28 protein-coding genes are annotated in these 24,953 nt (G+C 73.9%); 11 read left to right on the top strand and 17 right to left on the bottom strand.

Annotation, left to right across the window (positions count from 1 at the left end):
- Positions 1 to 54 precede the first annotated feature (54 nt).
- The gene (locus M1P99_RS04940; RefSeq protein WP_304451487.1) at positions 55 to 1,071 is read right to left on the bottom strand and encodes a GlxA family transcriptional regulator; all 1,017 of its coding nucleotides are present in this window, start codon (positions 1,069 to 1,071) and stop codon (positions 55 to 57) included.
- Positions 1,072 to 1,142: 71 nt separating this feature from the next.
- Here M1P99_RS04940 and M1P99_RS04935 point away from each other — a divergent pair, with 71 nt between their 5' ends.
- Both M1P99_RS04935 and M1P99_RS04930 read left to right on the top strand, forming a co-directional pair.
- Positions 1,143 to 2,504 (top strand): MFS transporter, encoded by a 1,362-nt coding sequence (locus tag M1P99_RS04935; protein WP_304451486.1) that lies wholly within the window; start codon positions 1,143 to 1,145, stop codon positions 2,502 to 2,504.
- Positions 2,501 to 2,977 (top strand): hypothetical protein, encoded by a 477-nt coding sequence (locus M1P99_RS04930; protein WP_304451485.1) that lies wholly within the window; start codon positions 2,501 to 2,503, stop codon positions 2,975 to 2,977. Before M1P99_RS04935 ends, M1P99_RS04930 begins: the two co-directional genes overlap by 4 nt.
- Positions 2,978 to 3,146: 169 nt before the next feature.
- Here M1P99_RS04930 and M1P99_RS04925 read toward each other — a convergent pair whose 3' ends face one another.
- The gene (locus M1P99_RS04925; protein ID WP_304451484.1) at positions 3,147 to 3,917 is read right to left on the bottom strand and encodes an alpha/beta fold hydrolase; all 771 of its coding nucleotides are present in this window, start codon (positions 3,915 to 3,917) and stop codon (positions 3,147 to 3,149) included.
- A 68-nt stretch (positions 3,918 to 3,985) separates the two neighbouring features.
- Here M1P99_RS04925 and M1P99_RS04920 point away from each other — a divergent pair, with 68 nt between their 5' ends.
- Positions 3,986 to 4,333, top strand: coding sequence for a MerR family transcriptional regulator (locus tag M1P99_RS04920; RefSeq protein WP_304451483.1), 348 nt, complete (start codon positions 3,986 to 3,988; stop codon positions 4,331 to 4,333).
- A gap of 68 nt (positions 4,334 to 4,401) precedes the next feature.
- Here the strand turns inward: M1P99_RS04920 and M1P99_RS04915 are convergent, their stop codons facing one another.
- From M1P99_RS04915 to M1P99_RS04905, 3 genes are all read right to left on the bottom strand, one after another.
- The gene (locus tag M1P99_RS04915) at positions 4,402 to 5,376 is read right to left on the bottom strand and encodes an arsenic resistance protein (RefSeq protein WP_304451482.1); all 975 of its coding nucleotides are present in this window, start codon (positions 5,374 to 5,376) and stop codon (positions 4,402 to 4,404) included.
- Positions 5,377 to 5,441: 65 nt separating this feature from the next.
- On the bottom strand, positions 5,442 to 6,083 hold the full coding sequence (locus M1P99_RS04910) for a TetR/AcrR family transcriptional regulator (RefSeq protein ID WP_304451481.1): 642 nt from the start codon (positions 6,081 to 6,083) through the stop codon (positions 5,442 to 5,444).
- Positions 6,084 to 6,226: 143 nt separating this feature from the next.
- Positions 6,227 to 7,048: an NAD-dependent epimerase/dehydratase family protein gene (locus M1P99_RS04905; RefSeq protein WP_304451480.1), complete on the bottom strand. Its 822-nt coding sequence runs from the start codon at positions 7,046 to 7,048 to the stop codon at positions 6,227 to 6,229.
- An 86-nt stretch (positions 7,049 to 7,134) separates the two neighbouring features.
- Between M1P99_RS04905 and M1P99_RS04900 the strand changes: the two genes are divergently transcribed.
- Together M1P99_RS04900 and M1P99_RS04895 are read left to right on the top strand one after the other, a co-directional pair.
- Entirely contained in the window at positions 7,135 to 8,106 is a 972-nt protein-coding gene (locus M1P99_RS04900) for an AraC family transcriptional regulator (RefSeq protein WP_304451479.1), read from the top strand.
- A 38-nt stretch (positions 8,107 to 8,144) separates the two neighbouring features.
- Positions 8,145 to 8,927, top strand: a complete 783-nt coding sequence (locus tag M1P99_RS04895) for a class I SAM-dependent methyltransferase (protein ID WP_304451478.1) — start codon at positions 8,145 to 8,147, stop codon at positions 8,925 to 8,927.
- A gap of 73 nt (positions 8,928 to 9,000) precedes the next feature.
- On the opposite strand, the gene M1P99_RS04890 is transcribed toward M1P99_RS04895, so the two are convergent.
- The gene (locus M1P99_RS04890; protein ID WP_304451477.1) at positions 9,001 to 9,411 is read right to left on the bottom strand and encodes a RidA family protein; all 411 of its coding nucleotides are present in this window, start codon (positions 9,409 to 9,411) and stop codon (positions 9,001 to 9,003) included.
- 80 nt (positions 9,412 to 9,491) lie between these two features.
- Here M1P99_RS04890 and M1P99_RS04885 point away from each other — a divergent pair, with 80 nt between their 5' ends.
- Together M1P99_RS04885 and M1P99_RS04880 are read left to right on the top strand one after the other, a co-directional pair.
- Positions 9,492 to 9,869: a helix-turn-helix domain-containing protein gene (locus M1P99_RS04885; protein ID WP_304451476.1), complete on the top strand. Its 378-nt coding sequence runs from the start codon at positions 9,492 to 9,494 to the stop codon at positions 9,867 to 9,869.
- 276 nt (positions 9,870 to 10,145) lie between these two features.
- Positions 10,146 to 10,628 (top strand): DUF1269 domain-containing protein, encoded by a 483-nt coding sequence (locus tag M1P99_RS04880; RefSeq protein WP_304451475.1) that lies wholly within the window; start codon positions 10,146 to 10,148, stop codon positions 10,626 to 10,628.
- Between the two features lie 56 nt (positions 10,629 to 10,684).
- On the opposite strand, the gene M1P99_RS04875 is transcribed toward M1P99_RS04880, so the two are convergent.
- The 7 genes from M1P99_RS04875 to M1P99_RS04845 all read right to left on the bottom strand — a co-directional run bounded on the left by M1P99_RS04875 (position 10,685) and on the right by M1P99_RS04845 (position 16,310).
- Positions 10,685 to 11,605, bottom strand: coding sequence for a GlxA family transcriptional regulator (locus M1P99_RS04875; protein WP_304451474.1), 921 nt, complete (start codon positions 11,603 to 11,605; stop codon positions 10,685 to 10,687).
- Between the two features lie 25 nt (positions 11,606 to 11,630).
- Positions 11,631 to 12,212 (bottom strand): isochorismatase family protein, encoded by a 582-nt coding sequence (locus M1P99_RS04870; protein ID WP_304451473.1) that lies wholly within the window; start codon positions 12,210 to 12,212, stop codon positions 11,631 to 11,633.
- 136 nt (positions 12,213 to 12,348) lie between these two features.
- On the bottom strand, positions 12,349 to 12,975 hold the full coding sequence (locus tag M1P99_RS04865) for an HAD-IA family hydrolase (RefSeq protein ID WP_304451472.1): 627 nt from the start codon (positions 12,973 to 12,975) through the stop codon (positions 12,349 to 12,351).
- Between the two features lie 85 nt (positions 12,976 to 13,060).
- A complete protein-coding gene (locus M1P99_RS04860; RefSeq protein ID WP_304451471.1) occupies positions 13,061 to 13,897 on the bottom strand; it encodes a TIGR03619 family F420-dependent LLM class oxidoreductase in 837 nt (278 codons plus the stop codon).
- 34 nt (positions 13,898 to 13,931) lie between these two features.
- Positions 13,932 to 14,075: a hypothetical protein gene (locus M1P99_RS04855; protein ID WP_304451470.1), complete on the bottom strand. Its 144-nt coding sequence runs from the start codon at positions 14,073 to 14,075 to the stop codon at positions 13,932 to 13,934.
- 92 nt (positions 14,076 to 14,167) lie between these two features.
- Positions 14,168 to 15,223 carry an endonuclease/exonuclease/phosphatase family protein gene (locus tag M1P99_RS04850; protein ID WP_304451469.1) on the bottom strand — a complete coding sequence of 352 codons (1,056 nt, stop codon included), beginning with the start codon at positions 15,221 to 15,223 and terminating at the stop codon, positions 14,168 to 14,170.
- A 97-nt stretch (positions 15,224 to 15,320) separates the two neighbouring features.
- Positions 15,321 to 16,310, bottom strand: a complete 990-nt coding sequence (locus tag M1P99_RS04845) for a LysR family transcriptional regulator (protein WP_304455578.1) — start codon at positions 16,308 to 16,310, stop codon at positions 15,321 to 15,323.
- Between the two features lie 147 nt (positions 16,311 to 16,457).
- Between M1P99_RS04845 and M1P99_RS04840 the strand changes: the two genes are divergently transcribed.
- From M1P99_RS04840 to M1P99_RS04825, 4 genes are all read left to right on the top strand, one after another.
- On the top strand, positions 16,458 to 17,468 hold the full coding sequence (locus M1P99_RS04840) for an NADP-dependent oxidoreductase (RefSeq protein ID WP_304451468.1): 1,011 nt from the start codon (positions 16,458 to 16,460) through the stop codon (positions 17,466 to 17,468).
- Between the two features lie 70 nt (positions 17,469 to 17,538).
- On the top strand, positions 17,539 to 18,366 hold the full coding sequence (locus M1P99_RS04835) for an aldo/keto reductase (RefSeq protein ID WP_304451467.1): 828 nt from the start codon (positions 17,539 to 17,541) through the stop codon (positions 18,364 to 18,366).
- Between the two features lie 351 nt (positions 18,367 to 18,717).
- Positions 18,718 to 20,364, top strand: a complete 1,647-nt coding sequence (locus M1P99_RS04830; protein ID WP_304451466.1) for a BCCT family transporter — start codon at positions 18,718 to 18,720, stop codon at positions 20,362 to 20,364.
- Positions 20,365 to 20,452: 88 nt separating this feature from the next.
- The gene (locus M1P99_RS04825) at positions 20,453 to 21,199 is read left to right on the top strand and encodes a nucleotidyltransferase domain-containing protein (RefSeq protein WP_304451465.1); all 747 of its coding nucleotides are present in this window, start codon (positions 20,453 to 20,455) and stop codon (positions 21,197 to 21,199) included.
- A 69-nt stretch (positions 21,200 to 21,268) separates the two neighbouring features.
- On the opposite strand, the gene M1P99_RS04820 is transcribed toward M1P99_RS04825, so the two are convergent.
- The 4 genes from M1P99_RS04820 to M1P99_RS04805 all read right to left on the bottom strand — a co-directional run bounded on the left by M1P99_RS04820 (position 21,269) and on the right by M1P99_RS04805 (position 24,947).
- Positions 21,269 to 22,261 (bottom strand): asparaginase, encoded by a 993-nt coding sequence (locus M1P99_RS04820; RefSeq protein WP_304451464.1) that lies wholly within the window; start codon positions 22,259 to 22,261, stop codon positions 21,269 to 21,271.
- A 171-nt stretch (positions 22,262 to 22,432) separates the two neighbouring features.
- Positions 22,433 to 23,695 (bottom strand): benzoate/H(+) symporter BenE family transporter, encoded by a 1,263-nt coding sequence (locus tag M1P99_RS04815; protein WP_304451463.1) that lies wholly within the window; start codon positions 23,693 to 23,695, stop codon positions 22,433 to 22,435.
- A gap of 315 nt (positions 23,696 to 24,010) precedes the next feature.
- Complete coding sequence (locus tag M1P99_RS04810; RefSeq protein WP_304451462.1) at positions 24,011 to 24,382, bottom strand: antibiotic biosynthesis monooxygenase; 372 nt, start codon at positions 24,380 to 24,382, stop codon at positions 24,011 to 24,013.
- 124 nt (positions 24,383 to 24,506) lie between these two features.
- Positions 24,507 to 24,947 (bottom strand): VOC family protein, encoded by a 441-nt coding sequence (locus M1P99_RS04805; RefSeq protein ID WP_304451461.1) that lies wholly within the window; start codon positions 24,945 to 24,947, stop codon positions 24,507 to 24,509.
- Between the last annotated feature and the right edge of the window lie 6 nt (positions 24,948 to 24,953).

Below are 24,953 nucleotides of genomic sequence, written 5' to 3'. Positions count from 1 at the left end.
CCCGGCGGGTCCGCACCCGGCCGCGTCCCCGGCGGACCCGCGTCCGCCCGGTCGTCAGAGGGCGGGCACGCCCGTTCGGGGGCTCGCCGCGGGACCGCGGAAGGTGCGCCGGTACGCGCTCGGGGAGACCCCCAGCTCCGCCTGCATGTGCTGGCGCAGGGAGGCGGCCGTGCCGAAGCCCGCGTCGTGGGCGACCCGGTCGACCGGCATCCCGGTCTCCTCCAGGAGCTGGCGGGCCCGGTCCAGCCGCTGCTGGGCGATCCACTGCCCCGGGGAGACCCCCATCTCGTCGCGGAACCGACGGGTGAACGTGCGCACGCTCACCGACTCCCGGGCCGCCATCGAGCGCAGACTCGGCTGGCGGTCCAGGTGCTCCAGCGCCCAGGCGCGGGCGCGCGCGGTGGCCGAGCGCTCGGGCTCGGGCACCGGGCGGCGCACGTACTGGGCCTGGCCGCCGTCGCGGTGCGGCGGCACGACCGTTCCGCGCGCCACGTCGTTGGCGACCGCGGCGCCGTGGTCGGCGCGGATCATGTGCAGGCACAGGTCGATGCCGGAGGCGACCCCGGCGGCCGTGAGCACGCGCCCGTTGTCGGTGTAGAGCACGTCCGGGTCCAGGTCGATGTGCGGATACAGGGCGCGGAAGAACCCGACCGAGCGCCAGTGCGTGGTCACCCGGCAGCCCGTCAGCAGTCCGGCGGCGGCCAGGACGAACGCTCCGGTGCAGATCGAGGCCACCCGGGCGTCCGGGCGGATCCGGTCCAGCGCCGCGGCCAGAAGCGGGTCGATGGGGGTGTGCGGCCGCTCGCCGTAGTCGGCGTCGGCCGCGGGCACGACCACGGTCCGGGCGCCGTCGATCGCCTCGGGGCCGTGCGCGACGTTGAAGGTGAGGTCGGTGTCGGTGCGGACCTCGCCCGGTGCGAGCGCGCACGTGGCGACCTCGTAGAGGGAGGCGCCGGAGGAGTCGCGGGCCTGCCCGAACAGGCGGTGGACGATGCCCGCCTCGATGGGCAGGACCCCGTCCCTGACGAGTACGGCGACGCTGTGGCGTTCGGGATGCGTGAACACGGACATGGCCCGATTCTTGCGCATATTGGCCTTCGGGTCACTATCGGGGCGGCGGCCCGGGCCCGGATGCTGGTCCCATGACGCACCAGACACGCACTCCGCTCCTCCATCGGGCCTGGCCGGTCGCGCTCGTGGCGGGCCTGGCCATCATCGCCGCCGCCGCGTTCGCCGGGATGCCCGGCCTGCTCGTCGACCCGCTGCACACCGAGTACCAGTGGTCGCGTACCTCCATCGGGGCCGCCGCCTCGGTCAACATGGTGGTCTACGGGCTGGTGGCTCCGTTCGCGGCCGCTCTGATGGACCGCTTCGGGCTGCGCCGGGTCGCCGTCGCCGCGCTCCTGGCCGTCATGGCCGGGGCGGGGCTGACCACGGTCATGGACCAGGCCTGGCAGCTGACGCTCTACTGGGGCGTGCTGATCGGCGCGGGAACCGGTTCGCTGGCGATGACCTTCGCCGCCACCGTCGCCCACCGCTGGTTCGTCCGGCGGCGCGGTCTGGTGATCGGGGCGCTGACCGGGTCGAGCGCCTTCGGCCAGCTGGTGTTCCTGCCGGTGCTGGCGTGGGTCACCGACACCCAGGGCTGGCGCCCGGCGGTCGTGACCCTGGCGCTGTCGGCCGGGGTGGTGGCGGTGCTGGTCGTGCTGGTGCTGCGCGACCATCCCGCGGAGGTGGGGTTGGCCCCCTACGGAGCGGTGGAGGCCGTCCCCCGGCCGCGGGCGGAGGAGGGCGCCGCCCTGCGTACCGTGCGCGTGCTCGGCCGGTCGCTGCGCCGTCGCGGGTTCTGGCTGCTCGCGGGGGTGTTCGCGATCTGCGGCGCGACCACGAACGGCATCCTGTGGACGCACTTCGTGCCCGCCGCCCGCGACCACGGCATGGCGGTCACCGTCGCCGCCGCTCTGGTGTCCACGATCGGGGTGTTCTCCCTGCTCGGAACAGTGGTCTCCGGCTGGCTCACGGACCGGTTCGACCCCCGCGTGCTGCTGGTGGCCTTCTTCGGCGGCCGTGCCGTCCTGCTCGCGCTGCTGCCGACCCTCTTCGGTCCGGACGCGGGACCGGCGATGATCGCGTTCGTGGTGGTGTTCGGGCTGCTCGACGTGGCGACCGTTCCGCCGGTGATCCTGCTGTGCCGGCGGATGTTCGGCGCGGACGGCGCGATCGTCTTCGGCTGGGTCAACGCCCTGCACCAGGTCGGGGCCGGGGCCATGGCGGTGTTCGGCGGCCTGGTCCGCGACGTCACCGGGGGCTACGGGCCGCTGTGGGTGCTGGCCGCCGTCCTGTGCGGGGCCGCGGCCCTGCTCGCCCTGCGGGCACCCGGCCGGGCGGGGCCGGAGGGCGCCGCCGAGGCGGCCGTTTCCGGAGGGGAGGGCGCTTTCGCCGGGGAGCCGGGTCCCACCGACCGGAACGGTTCCGCCGAGCGGACGACGGAGGCGGGCCGATGACTCGCAGGGGCACCTCTCCCGCGTTCGCCCTGGTCCTGATGGTCCTCGCCGGAACCGTGGCGTACGTGGGCCTGGCCGGTCTCGACCAGGGACTGCGCGCCGCACGCGGCGAGGGCACGCCGGGCGTGTTCACCGCGACCGCGCTGAGCTGCGTGCGGCACCCCAGCCACGAGTCGTGCGGCTGCGACGGCACCTTCACCGCCGACGACGGTGGTCCGGCGCGTGAGGTGACCCTGCACGCGGCCGGCCGCGACACCTGCGTGGTGGGCGCGGAGATCGCCGCCGTGGACGCCGGGTCGGACACCCGTGTCTACGGACCGGACGGCTCCCGCGAGTGGATCGTCTCCGCGCTCCTGCTCGTGGGCGCCTCGGTCGCGGTCCTCTGGTCCGCGGTCCAGGGCGTCCGGGGCCTGCGGGGCGGTGGGCCGCGCCGCCCCGGCGCCGTGCACGGCGCCGGGAGCCCGCCGGGGTGAGCGACCCGGTCGTTCCGCCGGGGCGAGGCCCGCCCCGGTCCCGTGCCCGGTCCCCGGTCCCGTGCCCGGTCCCCGGTCCCGTGCCCGGGCACGGGACCCTCGCGCCCGTCAGGCCCCGGCCGTCCCGCCGACCGGTGCGTCACCCGGGGCCGGCGGGACACCGCGCGGCTCAGCGGTGGCGGTCCAGGAACTCGCGTACGGCCGCGCCCCACTGCTCGGGCGCCTCCGCGGCGACCAGGTGGCCGCACTCGATCTCGACCAGCTCCGCACCGGGAATCCCGGCGGCCAGCTCACGGGAGAGCGCGGGCGGCGCGAGCCGGTCCAGGGCCGCGGCGACGACCAGGGTCGGCACACCGATCCCGGTGAGCTCGGCGGTGGTGTCGACCTCCTCCACCAGGCGCACCTGCTCCGGGGCGCCCTCGGGAACGAACTCGGCGAGTCCGGCCACCGCGGCCGCCAGCTCCGACGGGCTCAACCGCTCCAGTTCGGGATCGCCCGCGGCCATGAGGGTCAGGAAGCGGGCGACCAGCTCGCGGTCGCCGTCGAGCAGATCCCGCCACACGCGCATCGCCAGCCGCATGCGGTTGTTCATCCGGGCGAACCCGGCCGTGAGGACGAGGCCGCTCACCCGGTCGGGGTGCCGGGTGACGGCGCGCACGGCGATCCCGGTCCCGAGCGAGTAGCCCAGGATCGTGAAGCGCTCCACCCCGGCGTCCACGGCCGTGGCCACCAGGGTGTCGGCCACCGTGTCCAGGTCCAGCGCAACGCCGCTGCGCGGTGTGGCGCCCGAGCCCGGCAGGTCCGGGGCGACCACGGTGTGGGTCCGTGCGAGGTCCGCCATGAGGGGACCGAAGTTCGGTTCCGCGCCGCCGCCTGCGCCGTGGGCGAGCAGCAGACCGGGACCGGAACCCTTGACTGTGTACGTGAAATGTTCGACCATGCGGCGACGTTAGGTACTGACACCGGTGTGAGGGTCAAGTGCGGAGCGAGGGTGAGGTGGGCCACGGCATGCTGATCGGGGAGCTGTCGGAGCGGACCGGTGTGAGCCGCCGACTGCTGCGCTACTACGAGGAGCAGGGACTGCTCGACTCGACCCGCTCGGCCAACGGGTACCGCGTCTACGACCCCGGGGCCGTGCGCACCGTCCGCCACATCCGCGCCATGCTGGACATGGGACTGACCACTCAGGTGATCGCCGCGCTCCTGCCGTGCGCCCGCAGCGGGGAGGACGCCCCGCTCGACCTGGAGATGTGCCCGAGCCTGGTCGGTACGATCCGGCGCCAACTCGCCGACCTGGACGCGCGCATCGACGAACTCCAGCGCCACAAGGGCGCTCTGGCCGCCCACCTCGCCTGACTCCGGGGCTCTCCCCGGAGGGTGCCGCGCGCGGGCCTTCGGCCCAGGACGGTCCGTCCCACCGGGGCTCAGCCGGAGACGCCGCCGCGCTCACGCGAACCGCGTACCCGGACCAGCTGGCTGAGCACCGCCAGGACGGGCAGTTCCACCAGGGGGCCGATCACCAGCGCCACCGCGATCAGCGGCCGGTCGGGGAAGGCGGCGACCGCGATGCCCAGCGCCACCGGGGAGTTGCGGGCCACCGTCGTCATGGTGAGCGCGGCCCGCTGGTCGCCGGGCAGTCGCAGCACGCGCGCGACGAGCACGGCCGCCAGCGGCGCCACCGTGAAGAACACCCCCAGCGGCACCAGCAGCACCGCCAGTTCGCCCAGGTGCGCGGCCACGGTGCGCGCCTGGGAGGCGAACATCGCCAGGACCGCCAGGTAGAGCAGGGGAAGGACCGCCCGCCCGGCGGTGGCGACCACCACCCGCTCCCGCCACCGCGCGCCCCTCCAACGGCCCGCGGCCCACCGGAGGAGGGCGGCCGCCACCAGCGGCACCACCAGCACCAGCAGGACGGCCTCGACCAGCGTCGCGGCGCCCACACCGGCCGCCTCACCGCCGAGGAGCAGCACGTACACGGGCAGCAGGACCAGCTGGAGCACCAGGTTGATCGGCAGCAGCGCCGCCGCGACGCCCATGTGGCCCCGGGCGAGCCCCGTGAACACCAGGTACCAGTCGGTGCAGGGCGTCACCAGCAGCAACAGCAGCCCGATCCGCAGATCCGGCGCGCCGCCCAACAGCCCGGTTCCCAGAGCCCAGGCCAGCAACGGCGTGAAGACGAAGTTGAGGACCAGGCTGGCGGCCACCACGGTCCCCGCGTCCCGGGCCAGACGCACCCGGGCCGCGTCCACCTGCACGAACACCGCCACCAGGAGCAGCACCAGCGCGGGCAGAACCAGCTGCCCGGCGACCGCGCCGACCGGCCACAGCGTCCCGACGGCCAGACCGAGCACGGCGGCCAGCGCCACGAAGACGCTCTGGAGTCTCTCGGCGACGGACACGGTGCTCTCTCGGCGGGGCTCGGCGGTACGTCCCTCCACTCTAGGACGGCCGAGCACGACGCCTCCTACCGCGCTCCCGGTCCCGGTCCCGCACTCGCCGGGCCCGGCGGCTCCTCGGCCGCGATGCCCAGGGTGCGCAGGAACGACACCACCGCGGCGCGCATGTCGACGGCGCCCGGGTCCAGGAGCCACTGCACCTGGAGCCCGTCGGTGAGCGCCACGAGCTGTTGGGCGGCGATCTCCGCCGCCGGCCCCTCGCGCTCCCCGAGCAGGCCGGCCAGCGCCGGGGCCAGGTGGTCGCGCAGGTTCCGGTACCGGCCGACGAAGTACTCGTGCGCGGGGTGGGCGGGATCGGTGGCCTCGGCGGCCAGCGTCGCGTGCAGCGAGACCAGCCCCGGCGCGGCCGCGTTGCGCTCCACCATCCGTACGACGTTGTCCACCAGCTCCCGGTGGCCCAGCCCGGGCGCCGTGAGCAGGGGCGCGTCCACCTCGTCCCGCCGGCTCAGCACGTGCAGGAGCACGGCCTCCCGGCTCGGGAAGTGGTGGAGCACGCCCGCGTGGGTGAGCCCCGCGCGCTCGGCGACGTCGCCCAGGGACACACCCCAGTAGCCGCAGCGCGAGAACAGCTCGGTGGCGGCGTCGATGATCCGGCGCCGGGTGCGCTCACCCTGGGCCGTGTGGTGCCGGTCGCGCTCGTGGTCGGTCACGGGCGGCCTCCTCGGTGCTGGTCGTGCGGCCGCCGGCGGTCCGCGGAACCTCCGGCGGCTCCGAGACTACGGACGCGGCGGCCCGGGAGCCCGCTTTCCGCGCCCGGCCCGCCCCTGTGTCGCGCCCGTGGTCCCCGACCCGGTCAGGACCAGGCCCCCTCCGAGGCGGCGCGCGCGACGTAGTCGGCGAAGTCGCCCGCCGGGCGGCCCAGCGCGCGCTCCACACCGTCGGTCGGCTCGGCGTTGCGGCCGTCCAGGATCTCGGTGAACAGTTCCGTGAGCCCTTCGGCGACCTCGGCGGGCATCCCCGCCCGGACGGACTCGGCCACGAAGTCCGCGGGCGTCACCGTCAGGTAGGACACGGGGTGACCGGCCGCCTCTCCCATCAGGGCCCCGGCCTCGGCGAAGGTCAGCGAGCGCGGACCGGTCATCTCGTACAGCCGTCCCGCGTGCCCGTCCTCGGTGAGGGCCCGTGCGGCGGCCTCCGCCACGTCCGCCAGGTCCACGAAGGGTTCGGGCACGTCGGGGACGGGCAGCGCGACGGTGCCCGCGCGCACCGCGTCGACCAGGATGTACTCGGAGAAGTTCTGCGCGAACATCGCGCAGCGCAGGACGGTCAGGTCCGCGAAGGCGGCGCGCACGGCCTCCTCCGCGCGTCGCGCGCCCTCCTCCCCGCGTCCGGACAGCAGGACCATGCGGGTGGCACCGCGCCCGGCGGCGCGGGCGGCGAACGCCGAGACCGCCTCGGCCGCGCCCGGGAAGGCCAGGTCGGGATGGAAGCACAGGTAGACGCCGTCGACGCCGTCCAGGACCGCGTCCCAGGTCGCGGGGTCGTGCCACTCGAAGGGCGGGGCCCCCGAGCGGGAGCCGACGCGGACGTCGACTCCGCGCTCGGCCAGCCGGTGGGAGACGCGGCGACCGGTCATGCCGGTGCCGCCGGTGACGAGGATGCGTTCGTGTGTCATGTCCTCAGTACAGCGGACCACATTCGGACGGACCATGATCCATTGTCCGGATGGCATAAGAGATCGTCCAGACGTAGGCTGCTTCCATGGACCCCCTCACGCACCTGCTCGACGGCCCGCGGGCCCGGGGCGCCTTCACGTTGCGCATCGTCATGAGCCCGCCCTGGTCGATCGACATCCGGGACGGGGCCGCCCTGGGCCTGGCCGTGGTCACCTCCGGGCGGGTCTGGGTCCGCACCACCGGCGAGGAGGCGGCGCTCGACCCCGGCGACGTCGTCCTCACCCGCGGACCCGACCCCTACGTGCTGTCCGACCGGTCCGGCCGTGCCCCCACGATCACCGTCCACCCCGGTCAGCGCTGTGTCGCCGAGGACGGACAGGAACTGCACGTGAGCATGTCCCACGGCGTGGGGACGTGGGGCAACGACCCCGAGGGCGCGTATTCCCTGGTCATCGGCGCCTACGAGGACGACAGCGAGGTCGGGCGCCTGGCCCTGTCCGCGCTGCCGCCCCTGGCGGTCCTGCGCGCGGGCAGCGTCGACCCGGCCCTGGTCGACCTGCTGATCCGCGGGATCACCACCGACGGGGTCGCCCAGGCGAGCCTGAACGACCGCCTCCTGGACTGCCTGCTGGTCATGTCCGTCCGCGCCTGGCTGGAGGAGCACCCCCGCGCGGAGCCCAGCTGGCTCAGCGCCCGGGGCGACGACGTCGTGGCGCGCGCACTGGAGCTGGTCCACGGGAGCCCCGAGCGGCCTTGGACCCTGGCGTCGCTCGCCCGCGCCTGCGCCGTCTCGCGCTCCACCCTGGCGGACCGCTTCCAGCGGGCGGTGGGCACCCCGCCCATGGCCTACCTGCGCACGTGGCGGCTGACCACCGCCTGCGACCTGCTCTCGGCCCGGCCCGACCTGGGGCTGGAGGCGGTCGCCGGACGGGTCGGCTACGGCAGCGCGTTCGCGTTCAGCTCCGCCTTCAAGGCCCACACCGGGGTCAACCCCTCGGAGTACCGCAGGAACGCGCACAAGCCCGCGCGCCCGGGCCCGGCCGTACCCGCGGTGTAGTCTCACAGCCGCCGCGACCGACGACCGAGGGGACCAGCGTGGGCGACCGTACACAGGCTTTCGACCGGCTCACGGAGAACTACCGGCGCTTCCGACCCGGCTACCCCGCACCCGTGCTCGACCGGCTGCGCGAGTACGTCGCGGCCGGCAGCCGCGCCACCTGGCCCGAACCGTGGCTCCTGCTCGACGTCGGGGCCGGGACGGGCATCTCCACGCGTGCCCTGCGCGATGCCTTCGGACCCGGGCCACGGGTGGTCGGCGTGGAGCCCGGCCACGCGATGCGCGACACGGCCGCGGACGGGGCCGACGGGGTGGAGTTCACCGACGGCCGTGCCGAGGACGTGCCCTTCCCCGACGGCTCGGCCGTGCTCGTGCTCGCCGCGCAGGCCGTCCACTGGTTCGACCGTCCCGCCTTCTACGCGGAGGCGGTCCGCGTGCTCGCCCCCGGCGGGACCGTCGCCGTCCTGAGCAACGACCGCGACTGGACCGCGAGCGCGTTCGCCGACGCGCACGAGAGCCTGCTGGAGCAGTACGGGGACGGCTACCGGCGCGACTACCGCGGCTTCGACACGCTCGGCGAGCTGGCGGCCCGGGAAGGGCTGGCCGAGGCCGCCGAGAGCACCGGCCGATGGGTGCGCGAACTCGACCCGGACGAGTACCTCGGGATGGCCCTGTCCTCCACCAAGACGGCCGCCGTGGTCCGCGCCATCGGCCCGGAGCGCACCCGGGCGGCCCTCACGGGCCTGGTGGCGGAGCACTTCCCCGACGGCGTCGTGCGCATCCCCTACCTCACCCGCCTGTACCTGGCCCGCCGCACCTGACCGCGGGCGCGGGCGGGCGCGTGCCCGGACGCCGACGGCCCCGCGCCGGGACGCGGGGCCGCCGTGGCGCCGGTCAGTCCAGGGTCGCGAACGCCTCGACCTCGACGAGCACGTCGGGCTCGAAGAGGTAGTCGACGCCGATGAGCGACACGGGCGGCAGCGGCCGCGGCATCCCCAGCTCGTCGGTGACGTTCTCGATCCCCGCCATGAAGGCGTCCGCCATGTGGGGGTTCCAGCCCGTGACGAAGAACCGCAGGCGCACGACGTCGGTGAAGTCCGCTCCGGCGCCGGCGAGCCCGCGCGCGGTGTTGCGCAGGGCGTGCTCGACCTGCCCGGTGAGGTCGCCGGTCGCCACGGGGCGGCCCTCGGCGTCGCGCGCGATCTGCCCGGCGACGTGCACCTGGCGGGTGCCGGTGCCGATCGAGACGTGGTGGTAGGGGACGGGCTGGAACATGCCGTCGGGGGTCAGGAGTCGCACGGTCATCGGAGGTCCCTTTCGTGTCGAGTGGGCGGTATCCCATGTCTACTTGGTCGCCTCAGGGAACTTCAATTAACCTAGGTTTCATGCGGGATACCGACCAGGCCGGGACCGGCCACCCCCAGATCACCGCCCCTCAGCGAGAGCTGCTCGACCAGCTGCTCGACAAGTGGTCGCTCCAGGTACTCGAAGAGCTGTGCGGGCGGCCCTCGCGCTTCAACGAGCTGCGCCGCGCGATCCCCGTCGTCACGCAGAAGTCGCTCACGGCGACACTGCGCCGCCTGGAGCGCAACGGCATGGTCGAGCGCGTCGTCACCAGCACGCGGCCCATCGCCGTCGAGTACCGGATCACGCCGCTCGGCACGACACTCCAGGAGCTCATCGACGCCCTCCTGGGGTGGACCGCCGCCAACCTCCCCGACGTCGAACGCGCCAGGGAGCGCTACGACGCCGACCAGGACTGACGGCGCGGCCGACCGGCGGGGCCCGCTTCTGTCCCCGCGAGCCCGTAGCGCGCCGCCCATGATCACGCGACCCTCCCGCTCCTGGCGCGACACCAAGAAGAGCGTGGCCGCCGGGCTCTGGCGCGAATGGTGATCCGCGGGCGGCCCGTCCCGCCGCCCACCGCGGGCTTTGCGGGCCATGTCCCCTGTCATGGGGCTAACGGGAGGCGATCGCGGGAAACCTCCCGCCGATCGGGCCCGGAGCGGGTCCGGCACCATGACGGGGGGAACACACCCATGGCTCAGCTGATCGTCCTCGGAGTGGCCGACCGCGACACCGCGGAGCGGGCTCTGGACATCGCCGCCGACCTCGGCAAGCAGGAACTCCTGCGGTTGGAGGACGCCGCCTACGTCTACAAGGACGACAAGGGGCGTCCGCGCATCCACCAGACCGTGAACATGACCGGCTACGGCGCCCTGGGGGGCGCCTTCTGGGGCACGCTCATCGGCCTGCTCTTCCTCAACCCCCTCCTCGGGCTGGCCGTCGGCGCCGCCTCGGGGGCCGTCGCCGGCAAGCTCACCGACATCGGCATCGACGACGAGATGATCAAGAAGATCGGCGCCGAGCTGGAACAGGAGCGGGCGGCCGTGTTCCTGCTGGCCGACGAGGCCACCAGGGACCGGGCCGTGGAGGCGTTCAAGCCGCTGGCGCCGACGGTCATCCAGACCAACCTGTCCCACGACGACGAGCAGGAACTCATCGACGCCCTGCGCGCCTGAGCCCGAGCCTCGTCGCGCCGCCGCTGCGGGTCGCCCGCACCGGCGGCGCCGCGCGGTCAGAGCCGGACGACACCCGGGCGCGAGCGCAGGCGGCGCAGCATCCGCGCGTCCTGGAACCCGACCGCCCGCGCCGCGGCCTCGACGGTGGCGCCCCGCCCGATGAGGTGCTCGGCGTGCTCGACCCGCAGCACCTGCTGGTAGCGCAGCGGTGTGAGACCGGTCGCCGCCGTGAAGGCGCGGCTGAGCGTGCGCTCGCTGACGCCGACCGAGGCGGCCAGGTCGGCCAGCGGCAGGGCCGACCGGAAACGGGCGTCGATGGTGTCCTGGGCCCGGTGCACGACGTCGACGAGGTGGTCCCGGTGCCGGAGCATGGCGCTGGCCTGGGGCTCGTCGCCGTTGCGGCGCGTGTGGACGACCATGGTGCGCGCGATGGCCGCCGCCGTCGAGGGCCCGTGGCGCATGGTCACCAGGTGCAGGGCGAGATCGATGCCGCTGGCGATCCCGGCCGAGGTCACCACGCCGTCGTCGGACACGTACAGCACGTCCCGTACCACCCGGGCGCGGGGCCGGCGCCGTGCCAGTTCGTCCTGGAGTTCGTGGTGGGTGGTGCAGCGGCGTCCGTCCAGCAGGCCGACGTCGCCGAGGGCGAAGGCACCCGAACACACGCTGGCCACCGTGCCGCCCTCCGCGTGGTGGGCGACCAGGGCGTCGGCGTGGTCGGCACCGAGCACATGGCGTCGGACACGGCCTCCGGCGCGCCAGCCGGGGACGACCACGAGGTCGTCGGGGGTCAGCCCGGGCATGTCCGTCTCGGCCCGCAGCCCCACCCCCTGGGCGGTGGCCACGTCGGCGTGCTCGGCGACGTAGCGGACGCGGTAGGACAGGCCCATGTCCGTGGCGGTGGAGAACACCTGGGCCGGGCCGGCGAGGTCCAACAGGTGCAGGCCCGGCGTCAGCAGGAAGACGACACTGGTCACGATCCGGCCAATCCTACCGTCTGGTCTACCCGGTGATCTCCGCGACCGTGCGCACGTCGGCGAACCGGCCGGAGAGGGCGTAGACCGTGCGGGTGATGACGTCCTCGGGCAGGAGCGTGCCGGGGTCGGCCAGCACCTCGGCCAGCGGGCGGCCCGCGGGGGAGCCGGGGGCCTCGATGGGCTCGGTCGCCGTGGCGTCCACGGCGAAGGTCACCCGAAATCCCAGGTCGGAGGCTACGCGCGCGGTCGTCTCGCAGCACTGTTCGGTGCGCACACCGCAGACGGTGACCTCGTCCACGCCCCAACCGGCGAGGACCTCGGCCAGGTCGGTGCCGGTGAAGGCGTTGTGCACCGTCTTGGTGCGCACGGGTTCGCCCTCGGCCGGGGCCAGACCGTCCATGAACTCGACGAACCCGAGCGCGGGGTCGAACACCGTACCGCTGCCCGGTGCGGTGTGCAGGACCCACGCGACCCGGTCGCCCCGGTCGCGGAAGTGGTCCACGAGGCGCGCGATGGTGGAGGCGATCTTCGGGTCGGAGGAGGCGGTCCAGCTCTCGCGCTGGAGGAAGGACTGCTGGGCGTCGATCACGAGGAGTGCTGCTGTCATGCCCTGATCGTGTCAGCGCCGCCGCGGAGACGGCAGACACGATCCCGACCGGGACCGGACCGATCCGGTCATGCGCACGGGTCCGCGGATCCTCGGGGCGGCCGACCGCGCCGCCTCGCGCGGGGCCCGCCCCGGCTCACACCAGCAGGCGGGCCGCGTCCGTGAGGCCTTCGACCACCACGGTCGCGTGCGCCAGCTCTTCCCCGACCGCGGTGGACGCCACCGCGACCACCGGCATCCCGGCGGCCAGGCCCGCGCGGGCACCACCGGGGGAGTCCTCCACCACCACGCAGGCCGACGGCGCCACGCCCATGCGCTCGGCGCCGAGCAGGTACGGCTCAGGATGCGGCTTGCCCTCGGTGACGTCGTCGGCGGTCACCAGGACTCCGGGTCCGGGGAGCCCCGCAGTGTCGATCCGGGCCGTGGCGATCCTGCGGCTGCCCGACGTCACCACCGCCCAGGGGCGGCCCCGGTCCCTCAGGGCGGCCAGCAGCTCGTGGGCCCCGGGCATGGCCTGGACGGTGTCCCCCAGGGCGGCCTCGTGGCCCTCGATCACCAGGTCCTCGGCCTCCGGGTCCAGGTGCGGCGCCACCAGCGCGACCAGTCCGGCGTTGGTGCGCCCGTGCGAGTGCCGCAGGACCCGCGCGGGATCCAGGTCGCGTTCGCGGGCCCAGGCGAGCAGGCCCTCGCGGACGGCCGTCCCGGAGTCGACCAGCACACCGTCCAGATCGAACAGCACCGTCGCCCGCTCGAAGTCGCCCATCCGCCGCTCCCCTCCCCGACGCGTGATCGGCCCCAGCATGCCAGCCGGGTGCGTGAGGGATGCGGTCGGCCCGCCCGGGATCGGCTCACCCGAGCGCGTCGGCGAAGCGCTCCATCCGCTCGCCGAACCCCTCGGCGTCGCCGAACCACACCGCCACCGCGTCCGCCCCGGCCGCCGCGAGCGCGCGGTAGGACGCGACCGCCCGCCCGAACCCGGCCTCGCCGCCCTCCCACACGATCCTCGTGCCCGCCCGCACCGGCCGGTCGGTGAGCTCGCGCAGCCGGTTGCGGGCCCGCACGAACGCGGGGGCGTCCAACCCCACCCCCTGCCACTCGTCCGCCCGGTCGGCGGCGCGCCGCAGCGCCCGCTCGGACACCCCGCCCACCATCACCGGCACGCGCGTGCGCGGCCTCGGCTCGAACACGCCCCGCTCGTAGGAGTGGAAGCGCCCCTCGAACGGCCCCTCGCCCTCGAACAGGTGCCGCAGCAGCCGCAGCGCCTCGTCCGTGCGGGCGCCGCGGGTGGCGAAGTCCGCGCCCACGGCGGCGAACTCCTCGGCCTGCCAGCCGACCCCCGCCCCCAGGACGAACCGGCCCGCCGACAGCGCGTGCAGCGTCGCCACCTGCTTGGCCAGCACGAACGGATCGCGCATCGGCACCACCAGGACCGACGTCCCCAGCCGCACCCGGCTCGTGCGCGCGGACAGGTGGGCCAGGGTCACCAGCGGTTCGTACACCCCGCCGAACGTGGGGCCGTAGGGCTCGGGCGGCAGCAGGTGGTCGGGCAGCCAGACGGTGTGCGCGCCCAGGGACTCGGCGCGCACACCCAGGTCGACCAGGGCCTCGGGCGGCACGTGCGGCGACTCGTCGGGCAGGACCACCTGGAACCGGGTTCCGGTCATCGGCTCGGTCAACTCGCTCATGCGCCGACGGTAGACCCTGGCACCCGTGTGACGGTCACTCTCCGGGCAGGGAGATCTCCACGAGCAGCGCCCGGTGCGTGGTGCCCTCCACATCCACGGCGGTGAAGTCCTCGATCCCGGCCCGCGTGTCGACCAGGACGTGGTCGAGCGCCACGCGGGGCAGGGGAGGCCCGTTCACGGGCCAGGTCCCCGTCAGGCCGTCGCGGCGAGGGCGCACAGGGCCGTGACCCAGCGGCGCCGGGACGGAGGAGCGGAGGACGGGTGCGCGCCCTAACGGCCCGCGGGGATGGTGACCTCAGCGAACACACCGAGGTGGTCGGTGCCCTCCACCGGTACGACCGCCACGTCGCCGACACCGATCGCGGAGTCGACCAGGACGTGGTCGATCGCCACTCTGGGGATCGGGCCGGACGACGGCCAGGTTCCGGTGAGCCCCTCGCCCCTGACCGACGCCGCGTCGACGTAGCCGGAGGCCAGCACCGCGCGCAGCTCCGCGTGGTCCGGGGTCGCGTTGAAGTCCCCGGCCAGGATCCGCAGGGCCTTCCCGTCCTGCGCCCGAGGCAGTGCGCGCAGCCCCGCGTGCCAGTCGGCCGTGACGTCCGCGTCGACGGGCGGATACGGGTGCACCGCCGTCACCTCCAGCACGCCGTCCCACTCCGGCACCTCCACCCGCGCGGTCGGCATCGCGAACGCCGGCACGCCCTCGCCCGCGTCGCCCAGGTCCGTCAGGGGGTGGACCGCGTGGACGCTGGTCCCCTCCACCGAGGGCGCCGAGTGGTCGACCACGTGCGGCAGCAGGTCGTCCAGACCCTCCGAGGAGAGCCGCGCGAGCATCTGCGGGGTCGACTCCTGGATCGCGAGCACGTCCACGTCCCGTGCGCGCACCGCCGCCACCACGGCCCCGGGGTCGGCGCCGCCGCGCAGCGCGTTCACGGTCAGGATCCGCACGGTCGGCCCGTCGGCCGAGGCGGTGCCGGACGGCACGGCGCGCGGCACGACCGCCGCCGCGAGCACGGCGGCCGCCACCGCCAGGACGGCCAGGGCCGCCCACCGACGCAGCACCGCGGCCGCGATGACGGCCACGAGCGAGGCGGCCAGGACGTAGGGGGTGAAGGCCAGCAGGGGAACGAGCGGATAGCCCCGCTCCAGGCCCGCCGCCCGCAGCAGCGTGAACACCGCGAACCCGGCCGCCACCGACCACACCGCCACCGTCACCACCGCGAACCGGGGACGCGTCCCCGACACCGCCCCGGGCCGTTCGGCCGGTCGGGGATGTGCCCCCGACGCCGCCCCCGGATGCCCGTCCGTCGAACCCGTCGTGTCCACCGCGCCTCCTCCCGTGCGGGCACCCGCCGCCCGCCCCGTCATCCCATGGGACCCGGACCAGGGCCTCCTGGTTCGGCCTGTGTGCCGGCGGGCGCGGCTACCAGTCGCGGGAGGCGTTCTTGAGCAGGTCGTGCACCCTCGTCAGGTGGGGGTGGTCCACCGGGCCGGGCCGCCGGACCAGGTATCCGGTGTTGATCGGCGGGTCCTCCGGCTCCAGCAGCGCCACCAGGCGGCCGTCGGCCAGCTCGGCCTCGCACAGGTAGCGGGGCAGGACCGTCACGCCCGCCCCGTGGACCACCGCCGCCAGCACCCCGCGCAGGTCCGGGACCACGATCGCGGGTTCGTAGGCCAGGCGCACGCCGAACACGTGCCGCCAGTAGCGCCGCACGATGGGCAGGTCCTCGGCGTAGGTCACCAGCGGGACGCCGCACAGGGCCGTGGGCCCCTGCCGTTCGATGCGCTTGACCGCGCCGCGCCTGGCCGCCTCCGGCGCCGCGGCGTCGGCGCACGGTGACCCGATCCGCTCCGCCCAGGCGCCGTTCGCGACCAGCACGAAGTCCTCGTCCATCAGCGGTTCGGCTCGCAGCGCGCGGCCGCGCGGGCGGAGCGAGGACACCACCAGATCGTGACGGCCGGCGCGCAACTCGTCGAGCAGGTCGTCGGCGAGCCCGGAGCGGACCCGCAACCGCACGCCCTCCTCCGCCAGAGGAGCGAGGGCGGGCAGGATCCGCGCGCTGAGCATCTCGGCCGGACCGGCCAGGCGCAGCGGGGCGGGCGGCGCCGCGGGGGCGCCGAAGTCCCAACCGACCGCCACCTCCAGGGCGTCCAGGGGGCCGGCCACGCGGGCGGCGAGGTCGTTGGCGTCCGCGGTGGGGGAGACACCGCGCGGCAGCCGCTCGAACAGGGTGTGTCCGAGCCGCTTCTCCAGGGAACGGATCTGGGTGGTGACGGTCGGCTGGGACAGCCGCAACAGCTGCGCTGCGGCCGTGAACGAACCCGACCGGTGCACCGCCAGGAAGGTCCGCAGCAGTTGGAGGTCGAGCGGTCCGCCCGGATGGGGCTCGGCGGCCGGCGTGGCCGGTGCCACGGACCCATCGAAATACTTATGGCTCACGCTGCTCATCCTATGCGTGGCGCAATGACCACGAGCGCTAGGCTCGGAGAGCGCATACCGCCGTCCAGCCCTGTGACGGACGCCGGCGCCTCCACCGCACGAACAGACGGAGTTCGACACATGCCCGTATCCAGCAAGGAAGTCCACCTCGTCAAGCGTCCGGTCGGCGAACCCGACACCGGCGACTTCGCGGTGGTCGAGACGAAGGTCACCGACCCCGGCCCGGGCCAGGTCCTGGTGCGCAACGACTGGATGTCGGTCGACCCCTACATGCGCGGGCGCATGAACGACGTCAAGTCCTACCTCCCGCCCTTCGGCCTGAACGAGCCGATGCAGGGCGGCGCGGTGGGCACCGTGGTCAAGTCCGGCAGCGACGACCTCCCCGTCGGCACCACGGTCTCCCACTTCCAGGGATGGCGCGAGTACGCGCTGCTGGACGCCGCGTCGGCGCGCCCCGTGGACACCTCGCTCGCCCCGGCCGAGGCCTACCTCGGCGTGCTGGGCATGACCGGCCTGACCGCCTACGCCGGGCTCACCGAGATCGCCCACGTCAAGGAGGGCGACGTCGTGTTCGTCTCCGGTGCGGCCGGCGCGGTCGGCAGCGTCGCCGGACAGATCGCGCGACAGCTCGGCGCGTCCCGCGTCGTCGGCTCGGCCGGCGGCCCGGAGAAGAAGCGCCGCCTGCTGGAGGAGTTCGGCTTCGACGCCGCGATCGACTACCGCGAGGGCGACCTCGAGGGCCAGCTCGCCGAGGCCGCGCCCGACGGCATCGACGTCTACTTCGACAACGTGGGCGGCGACCACCTGCGCGCCGCCATCGACGCCATGCGCAGGAACGGCCGGATCGCCATCTGCGGCATGATCTCGCAGTACAACGCGACCGAGCCCACGCCGGGCCCCGACAACCTCGCGCTCGCCATCGGCAAGCGCCTGACCCTGCGCGGCTTCCTCGTCGGCGACCACGGCCACCTGGCCCCGGAGTACGCCGAGCGCGCCGCCGGCTGGATCGCCGAGGGCCGGCTCCGCTCCGAGGAGACCGTCGTCCCGGGCATCGACAACGCCGTCGGGGCCTTCCTCGACATGATGCGCGGAGCCAACACCGGCAAGATGCTCGTCCGCCTCACCTCCTGAGCCCGCGGGGTTCCGGCCCCGCGCACCCCCCCGCCTCCCACACCCGCTCCGTGACCACGGAAAGGTAGTCATGCAGCACGTCACGCTGAACGACGGCCACACCATGCCCCAACTCGGGTTCGGTGTCTGGCAGGTGCCGGACGACCAGGCCCAGGGCGCGGTGGAGACCGCGCTGGAGGCCGGTTACCGCAGCATCGACACCGCCCGTATCTACGACAACGAGACCGGTGTCGGCCGCGCCGTCGCCGCCGGCGGGATCGACCGCGACGACCTGTTCCTCACCACCAAGCTGTGGAACGGCGACCAGGGCTACGACACCACGCTCAAGGCCTTCGACGCCAGCCTGGAGCGCCTCGGCCTCGACTACGTCGACCTCTACCTCATCCACTGGCCGCTGCCCGCCCGGGACCTGTACGTGGACACGTGGAAGGCGATGGAGCGGATCCGCTCCGAGGGCCGCGCCCGCTCGATCGGTGTCTCCAACTTCACCCGCTCCACCCTGGACCGGCTGGTCGCCGAGACCGAGGTCGTCCCCGTCCTCAACCAGATCGAGCTGCACCCCTACCTCAACCAGGAGGACATGCGTCGTGCCGATGCCGCGCACGGGCTCCTGACCGAGGCCTGGAGCCCGCTCGGCCAGGGCAAGGGCCTGCTGGAGGACCCCGTCCTGACCTCGCTGGGGGACAAGCACGGCAAGTCCGCGGCCCAGGTGGTGCTGCGCTGGCACCTGCAGCTCGGCAACGTCGTCATCCCCAAGTCCGTGACCCCGTCGCGGATCCGGGAGAACATCGACGTGTTCGACTTCGAGCTGGACGCCGAGGACGTCGACGCGATCAGCGCGCTGGACCGCGGCGGCCGGATCGGCCCCGACCCCGACACGTTCGACTACACCGGCTGAGTGTTCGGCCCCGCGTGTCCCCGTACCGGATCCCCGGTGCGGGGACACCCGTCTTCGCGGGCCCCGGCCGGTCCCCGCCGGGCTCGCGGGAGCCCGGCGGGGAGGTTCCCCTGCGGCACTTCGGTCCGTTCGCCGACGGGTCGGGGCAGGTCCCCGAGGGGTCAGGGTCGATGGGGGTCATGGTCCGTGTTGTGCATGTTGTTGCCGATCGTCGCCGTTCTCCGCGGCGATAGAAGGCGTCGAGGCCGTGCCGCTCTGCACATTTCCGTGTGCTCTCCGCGATTCTGGGGAAGGACGCTTCCAGCGTCCGCCAGCCTGTCCCGGGAGACCGTTCCACAGAAAGCAGACGGCATGCTCGAATACCTCGCTCGAACACTGGGTCTTCGGACGAATCCGGTCATTTTCTTCGCTGCCGCGGGGCTGACCCTCTTCTTCGTCCTGTGGTCGGTCCTCTCCACGTCCACGGTCGACCTGGTCTTCGGGGCCACGTCGGGCTGGATCCTGTCCCGCCTGGGATGGTTCTACATCCTGGGCGTGACCACCTTCCTCGTCTTCCTGGTGTGGATCGCGCTCAGCCGCTTCGGCCGGGTCCGGCTGGGGGACCAGCACAGTCGCCCCGAGTACAGCAACGTGGCGTGGTTCTGCATGCTGTTCGCCGCGGGCATCGGCAGCATCCTCATGTTCTGGGGCGTGGCCGAACCCATCAGCCACTTCGCCGAGCCGCCCCAGCAGAACGTCGAGCCGCAGTCGGTCCAGGCCGCCCAACAGGCGATGGGCTTCACGCTCTACCACTTCGGCCTGCACACGTGGACGATCTTCTGTCTGCCGGGACTGGCGTTCGCCTACTTCGTCTACCGCAAGGGGCTGCCCTTCCGGGTGAGCTCGATCTTCCACCCGCTGATCGGCGATCGCATCAACGGCCCCATCGGCCGCACGATCGACGTGATCGCCGTGCTGGGCACGCTCTTCGGCGTCGCGGTCACCATCGGCCTGGGCACCATGCAGATCAACAGCGGCCTCAACGTGCTGTTCGGTGTGGAGGAGAGCCGGCTCAACCAGGTCATCCTCATCGCGGTCGTCACCACCATCGCGGTGATCTCGGTCGTCAGCGGTCTCGACGTCGGCATCAAGTGGCTGTCGCAGATCAACATCGTCCTGGCCGTGGGGCTGCTCGCGTTCGTCTTCCTGGCGGGGTCCTCGCTGTACCTGGCCAGGGGTGTCATCGAGACCACCGGTGTGTACCTGTCGTGGCTCGTCCCGCTGTCGTTCTGGAACGACACCTTCGGCAACACCGGCTGGCAGGGCTCGTGGACGGTGTTCTACTGGGCGTGGACCATCACCTGGTCGCCGTTCGTGGGCATCTTCATCGCGCGCATCTCCAAGGGACGCACCATCCGCGAGTTCGTGCTCGGCGTGCTGGCGCTGCCCACGGCCTTCAGCATCGTCTGGTTCAGCGTGTTCGGGCTCTCGGCCTTCGATATCCAGATGAACCAGGGCGGCGGGCTCGTGCAGGAGGTCGTGGTCGACGAGGACCTCCCCGGGGCGCTCTTCGCCTTCCTGTCGCACTATCCGCTCGCCACCGTGGTGTCGGTGGTCAGCATCGTCATCGTCATCATCTTCTTCACCACCTCCTCGGACTCGGCGTCGCTGGTGGTGGACATGCTGTGTTCGGGCTCGATCACCACGCCCACCCGTCAGCGGGTGTTCTGGGGCGTGACCGAGGGGGTCGTCGCGGCGACCGTGCTGACCGCCACGGGCAGGGACGGGTTGGACGCGCTGTCGGAGACGATCATCGTGTTCGGGCTGCCGTTCTTCGTGATCGCCTTCCTCATGATGCTCGCCCTCGTGCGCTCACTGCGGCAGGAGGAGCTCGCGGGGACGGCCTACCACGGGGCGAGTCACACGGGGCCCACCGACCCGTCGGTCGGTCCGGGTGAGACGGCCGGAACGGACGAGGCGGCGGGCGGTCCGGGCCAGGGGCCCGAGCGCGCCGACTGACCCCGGGAGCGCGGGTGGCCGCCCCTGTCCCCGGGGCGGCCGCCGGTCACCCGACCGGTCCCGCCGCCGCCCCCGGCATGATGGAGCCATGACCACCGACGACGAACGCTTCCTGACCGCGACCGCCGACCGGCTCTCGGCCCTGCCCGGGGTGCGGGCGGTCAGCCTCGGCGGCTCGCGTGCCCAGGGCGCCCACCGGGCCGACGGCCACTGGGACCTGGCCGTCTACCACCGGGGCGCCTTCGACCCCCGGGACCTGCGCGACCTGGACTGGCGGGGCGAGGTGTCGGAGCCCGCGGGCGGGGGCCTCGTCGACGGCGGGGCGCGGCTGCGTGTGGACGGCCGCAGGGTGGACGTGCACTACCGCGACCTGGACGACGTGGAACACCAGGTGGCCGAGGCCGAGCGGGGGCGCTTCGGGATCGAGCCGCTGATGTTCCACCTGGCGGGCGTCCCCACCTACCGCGTGGTCGCCGAACTGGCGCTGGGCCGGGTGCTGGTCGGCGACCTGCCGCGGCCGGAGTACCCCGCGGCGTTGCGCGTCTCCGCGCCCGGCGTCTGGCGCGGCCTGGCCGCGGCCACGCTGTCCCACGCCGAGCACCACCACGCTCCGCACGGCCGGGTCGCGCAGTGCGCCGGACTCGTCGCCCAGGCCGCCGCCCAGACGGCCCACGCCGTCCTCGCCGAACGGGGGGAGTGGGTCACCGACGACACGACACTGCTCGCCCGCGCCGGGCTGACGGAGATCGACCTGGTGGTGGCGGGCATGACCGCCGACCCGCAGGACCTGGTGCTCGGTGTGGCCGAGACCGGCCGGGTCCTCGCCACCGCCTGAGCAACGGGAGTGCGGGCCCCGCCCGCAGGGGCGGGACCCGACCGCGCGGTCCGGGCCCTGCCCGGGGGCTCAGGACAGCGCACCGACCGCGCGGAGCCAGTCGCGGCACCGGGCGGCGGCACCCGGTGAGCCGTCGGTGTGGGTCAGTACCGCCGCCAGCAGCAGCCGCGCCTGCCAGGGCGAGAGATCGCCCGCGTAGACCGCGCCCGCGCGCTCCAGGTCCGCGCCCCCGCCCGCGTACACGCCGCGCACCGGGCCCGCACCGACGCGGCTGGCCACGACCACCGGCGTGCCGGCGTCGAGCAGCTCCAGGCACACGGCCGTCACCTCGGGTGTGGCGTTGCCCGCCCCGAACGCCGCCAGCACGACGCCGCGGGCGCCCGCGGCGACCGCCGCCCGTACCGCCGTGGCGTCCGCCCCCAGGTACTGGGCGATGACGTCCACCCGGGGCAGGGCGGTGTCGGGCGACAGCAGCGCGGGCGCGGCCGAGGCCACGGCGTAGGGCCGCACCCCCGTGTCGTCGACGGCGGCGACGGGGCCCCGTCCCGGCGCGGCGAAACCGTTCAGCCCGAGCGTGTGCACCTTGCGGGTGCCCACGGCGGGCAGCACGGTGTCACCGAAGACCACGCTGACGCCGGTTCCGCGCGCACGCGGGTCGGCGGCCCAGCGCAGCGCCGCGGCCAGGTTGCGCGGGCCGTCGGGTGCCGGATCGTCGAAGGAGCGCTGGGCGCCGGTGAAGGCCACCGGTGCCTCGTGGCGGTGGGTGAGGGCCACGAGGAACGCCGACTCCTCCATGGAGTCGGTCCCGTGGGTCACGACCACGCCGTCCGCGCGGGCGGCGGCCTCGTCGACGGCGCGGGCCAGCGCCATGATGTCGTCCAGGGACGCCGCGGAACTGATGATCCGGTTCACGTCGATCGCCTCGACGCGGACGCCCTCCAGGTCCCAGACCTTGGTCGCGGCGGCGGCGAGCCGTTCGGCGTCCACGCTCACCGCCAGACCCGCCTCACCCGCCGTGGTGGCGATGGTGCCTCCGGTACTCAACAGGACCACGTGTCTCATGGGGCCTCCCTCGCCGCTACGGGCATGTCGGACATCAGGTGCGACCGGTGCCGGAGGTGTCGCCCCGGCACGAACGGGTCAGTGGACCCCAGTCCCTCCCATCATCCACGTCCGGCGCTCCCGCCTCCACGCTCGCGGCCCGTGCGGCGCCGATGCCCGACGTGTCCGTTCTCACCCGGCCCTTGCGTCGGCATGTCCGCCCGCCTGTTCGGAGTCCGAGCCCGGGTCGGATCCGGCCTGGCCCGTGACGCGTGAACGGCGCCAGACCCCCGTGACCAGCAGGGTCAGCACACCGGCGATCAGCCCCCAGAAGGCCGACCCCACCCCGAGCAGCGTGAACCCCGACGCGGTCGCCAGGAAGGTCACCACGGCCGCCTCCCGGGACCGCTCGTCGCCCAGCGCCGAGGCCAGCGAACCCCCGATCGTGCCGAGCAGTCCCAGGCCCGCGATCGCCAGGATCAGCGTCGTCGGCAGCGCGGCCAGGAGCGAGGCGACCGTGGCGCCGAAGACGCCCACGCACAGGTAGAAGATCCCGGCCCACACCCCGGCCGTGAACCGGCGCTCGCGGTCCGGGTGCGCCTGCGCCCCGGTGCAGATCGCCGCCGTGATCGCGGCCAGGTTGAGCCCGTAGCAGCCGAACGGCGCGAGCAGCATGTTGGTCGCCCCGGTCCAGCCCAGCACGGGGGAGATGGGCACCCGGTAGCCGTCGCCCCGCAGCACCGCCACACCGGGCAGGTTCTGCGAGGCCATGGTGACCACGAACAGGGGCACCCCCACGCTCACCATCACCTGCCAGGAGAACTCCGGTGCCACGAACACCGGCCGGGCCAGCGCGGGCGTCACCTCGCCCAGGTCCAGGGTGCCGTTCACGGTCGCCACCGCACCGCCCGCCACCAGCGCCAGCAGGACCGCGTAGCGGGCGAGCCACCGTCGGCACACCAGGTACACCGCGAACATCGCGGCGACGACGGTGAAGTCGCCCTCCATGCTGGTGAACAGGCCCAGGCCGAACTGGAGCAGGACCCCCGCGAGCAGCCCCGCCGCCAGTGGCACCGGCACCCGGTCCATGACCTTCTCGAACCACCCGGTCACACCGCTCAACGTGATCAGCGCAGCCGAGAACAGGAACGCGCCGATCGCCTGCGGCATCGTGACGCCGTCCAGACCGACCGCGAGCAGCGCGGCGCCGGGCGTGGACCAGGCGGTCACCACCGGTGCGCGGTAGCGCAGCGACAGGCCCACGCAGGTGACGGCCATGCCCACGCACAGAGCCAGGACCCACGAGGCGGTCTGTCCGGGTGTCGCCCCGGCGGCCTCGGCGGCTGCGAACACGATCGCGATCGAGCTGGTCGTGCCGACCAGCACGGCGATCAGGCCGGCGGCGACGGCGGGTACGGGGGCCGCGAGACGGACGAAGCGGACGAGGGCTCTCATGACCCCCCATCCTCGCTCCTTCGGCGGGGTGTCCTGTACGCGGGTGACCCGGTCCTGGGATCGTCCCATGTGAAGAGCGACCGACACGTGCCACGTGACCGACACGCGCCCCTTGAGAGATCCAGGGGAGAGGAGAGGGCCGGGCCACCCCGTGCGCTCGGCCGTCATCGGTGTCCGGAGGCGGGAGAGCCCCCGGTTGCTCCGGACCTGCGGCGGTGCCCGGACCGCGTCCGCCCCACCCGTGCCCCGCGGCGGCTCGCACGGGCGCCGGGGTATCCGGCCGTCCCCGTTCCTCCGACGCCCGTCGGGCCCCGGCTAGGAGCCGGCCTTGACGTGCTGGATGACCTCGAACCCCCACAGCTCGCTGCCGGTCGCGGCCGGACCGCCGTGCCCGTGGCCGTGCCCGTGCCCGTGACCCGTGCGGCCCTCCTCCTGGGCCTCCTTCGCGGCCTGCGCGTGGCCGTGCTGGAAGGCCTGGCCGTTGACCCAGTTCTGGAAGTCCTCCTCGGACCGCCACCGGGTGTACACGAGGTACTTGTCGGTGCCCTCGACCGGCCGCAACAGCTGGAACTCCTCGAATCCCGGCTGGTTCTCCACCAGCCCGGCGCGCTTGGCGAAGCGCTCCTCCAGGGTGGCCCCGGCCCCCTCGGGGACGGTCAGGACGTTGAACTTGACGACGCTGCTCACGCGGCACCTCTCACCGTTGTCTTCGAACTCACGCCCAACCTAGGCCAGGCCCGGTCTCCGGTCCCACCCGACCGGCCGGATCCGGACCGGCGGGGGCCGGGCGGGGGCCGAGCGGGGGCGGGTGTCAGCCCAGGGTGACGTTTCCGTCCTCGTCCACCCGCCATCCGGGGTTGTGCGCGATCTCCCACACGACCCCGTTGGGGTCCTTGACGTGTGCGTGGAAGACGCCGCCGAACTCGCCCTCCTGCGGTTCCTTGAGGACGCTCCCTCCCGCGTCGACCATCGCCCGGACGGTGGCCGCCACCCCCGCGCGGTCCTCGACGTTGTGCGCCAGCGTCACCCCTGAGGCCCCGCTCGTGCCGGTGACCCCGGCGTGCCCGCCCAGGTCGCGGTCGAACTTCTCGGCGTCGAACAGGCCCAGCAGCAGGCCGGGGGCGATCTGGAAGAAGATGATCTCCCCGGGTACGTCGAGGAGGGGCTCCCACCCGAGACCGTCCCGGTAGAAGCCGCGGGCGGCGTCCAGATCGGCGGTGGCGAGCGTGACGAAGTGGACCTGTTGCTTCACGAGTTC

The organism is Nocardiopsis sp. YSL2 (assembly GCF_030555055.1).
Taxonomy (GTDB): Bacteria; Actinomycetota; Actinomycetes; order Streptosporangiales; family Streptosporangiaceae; genus Nocardiopsis.
This window is presented reverse-complemented; position numbering and strand designations above follow the sequence as displayed.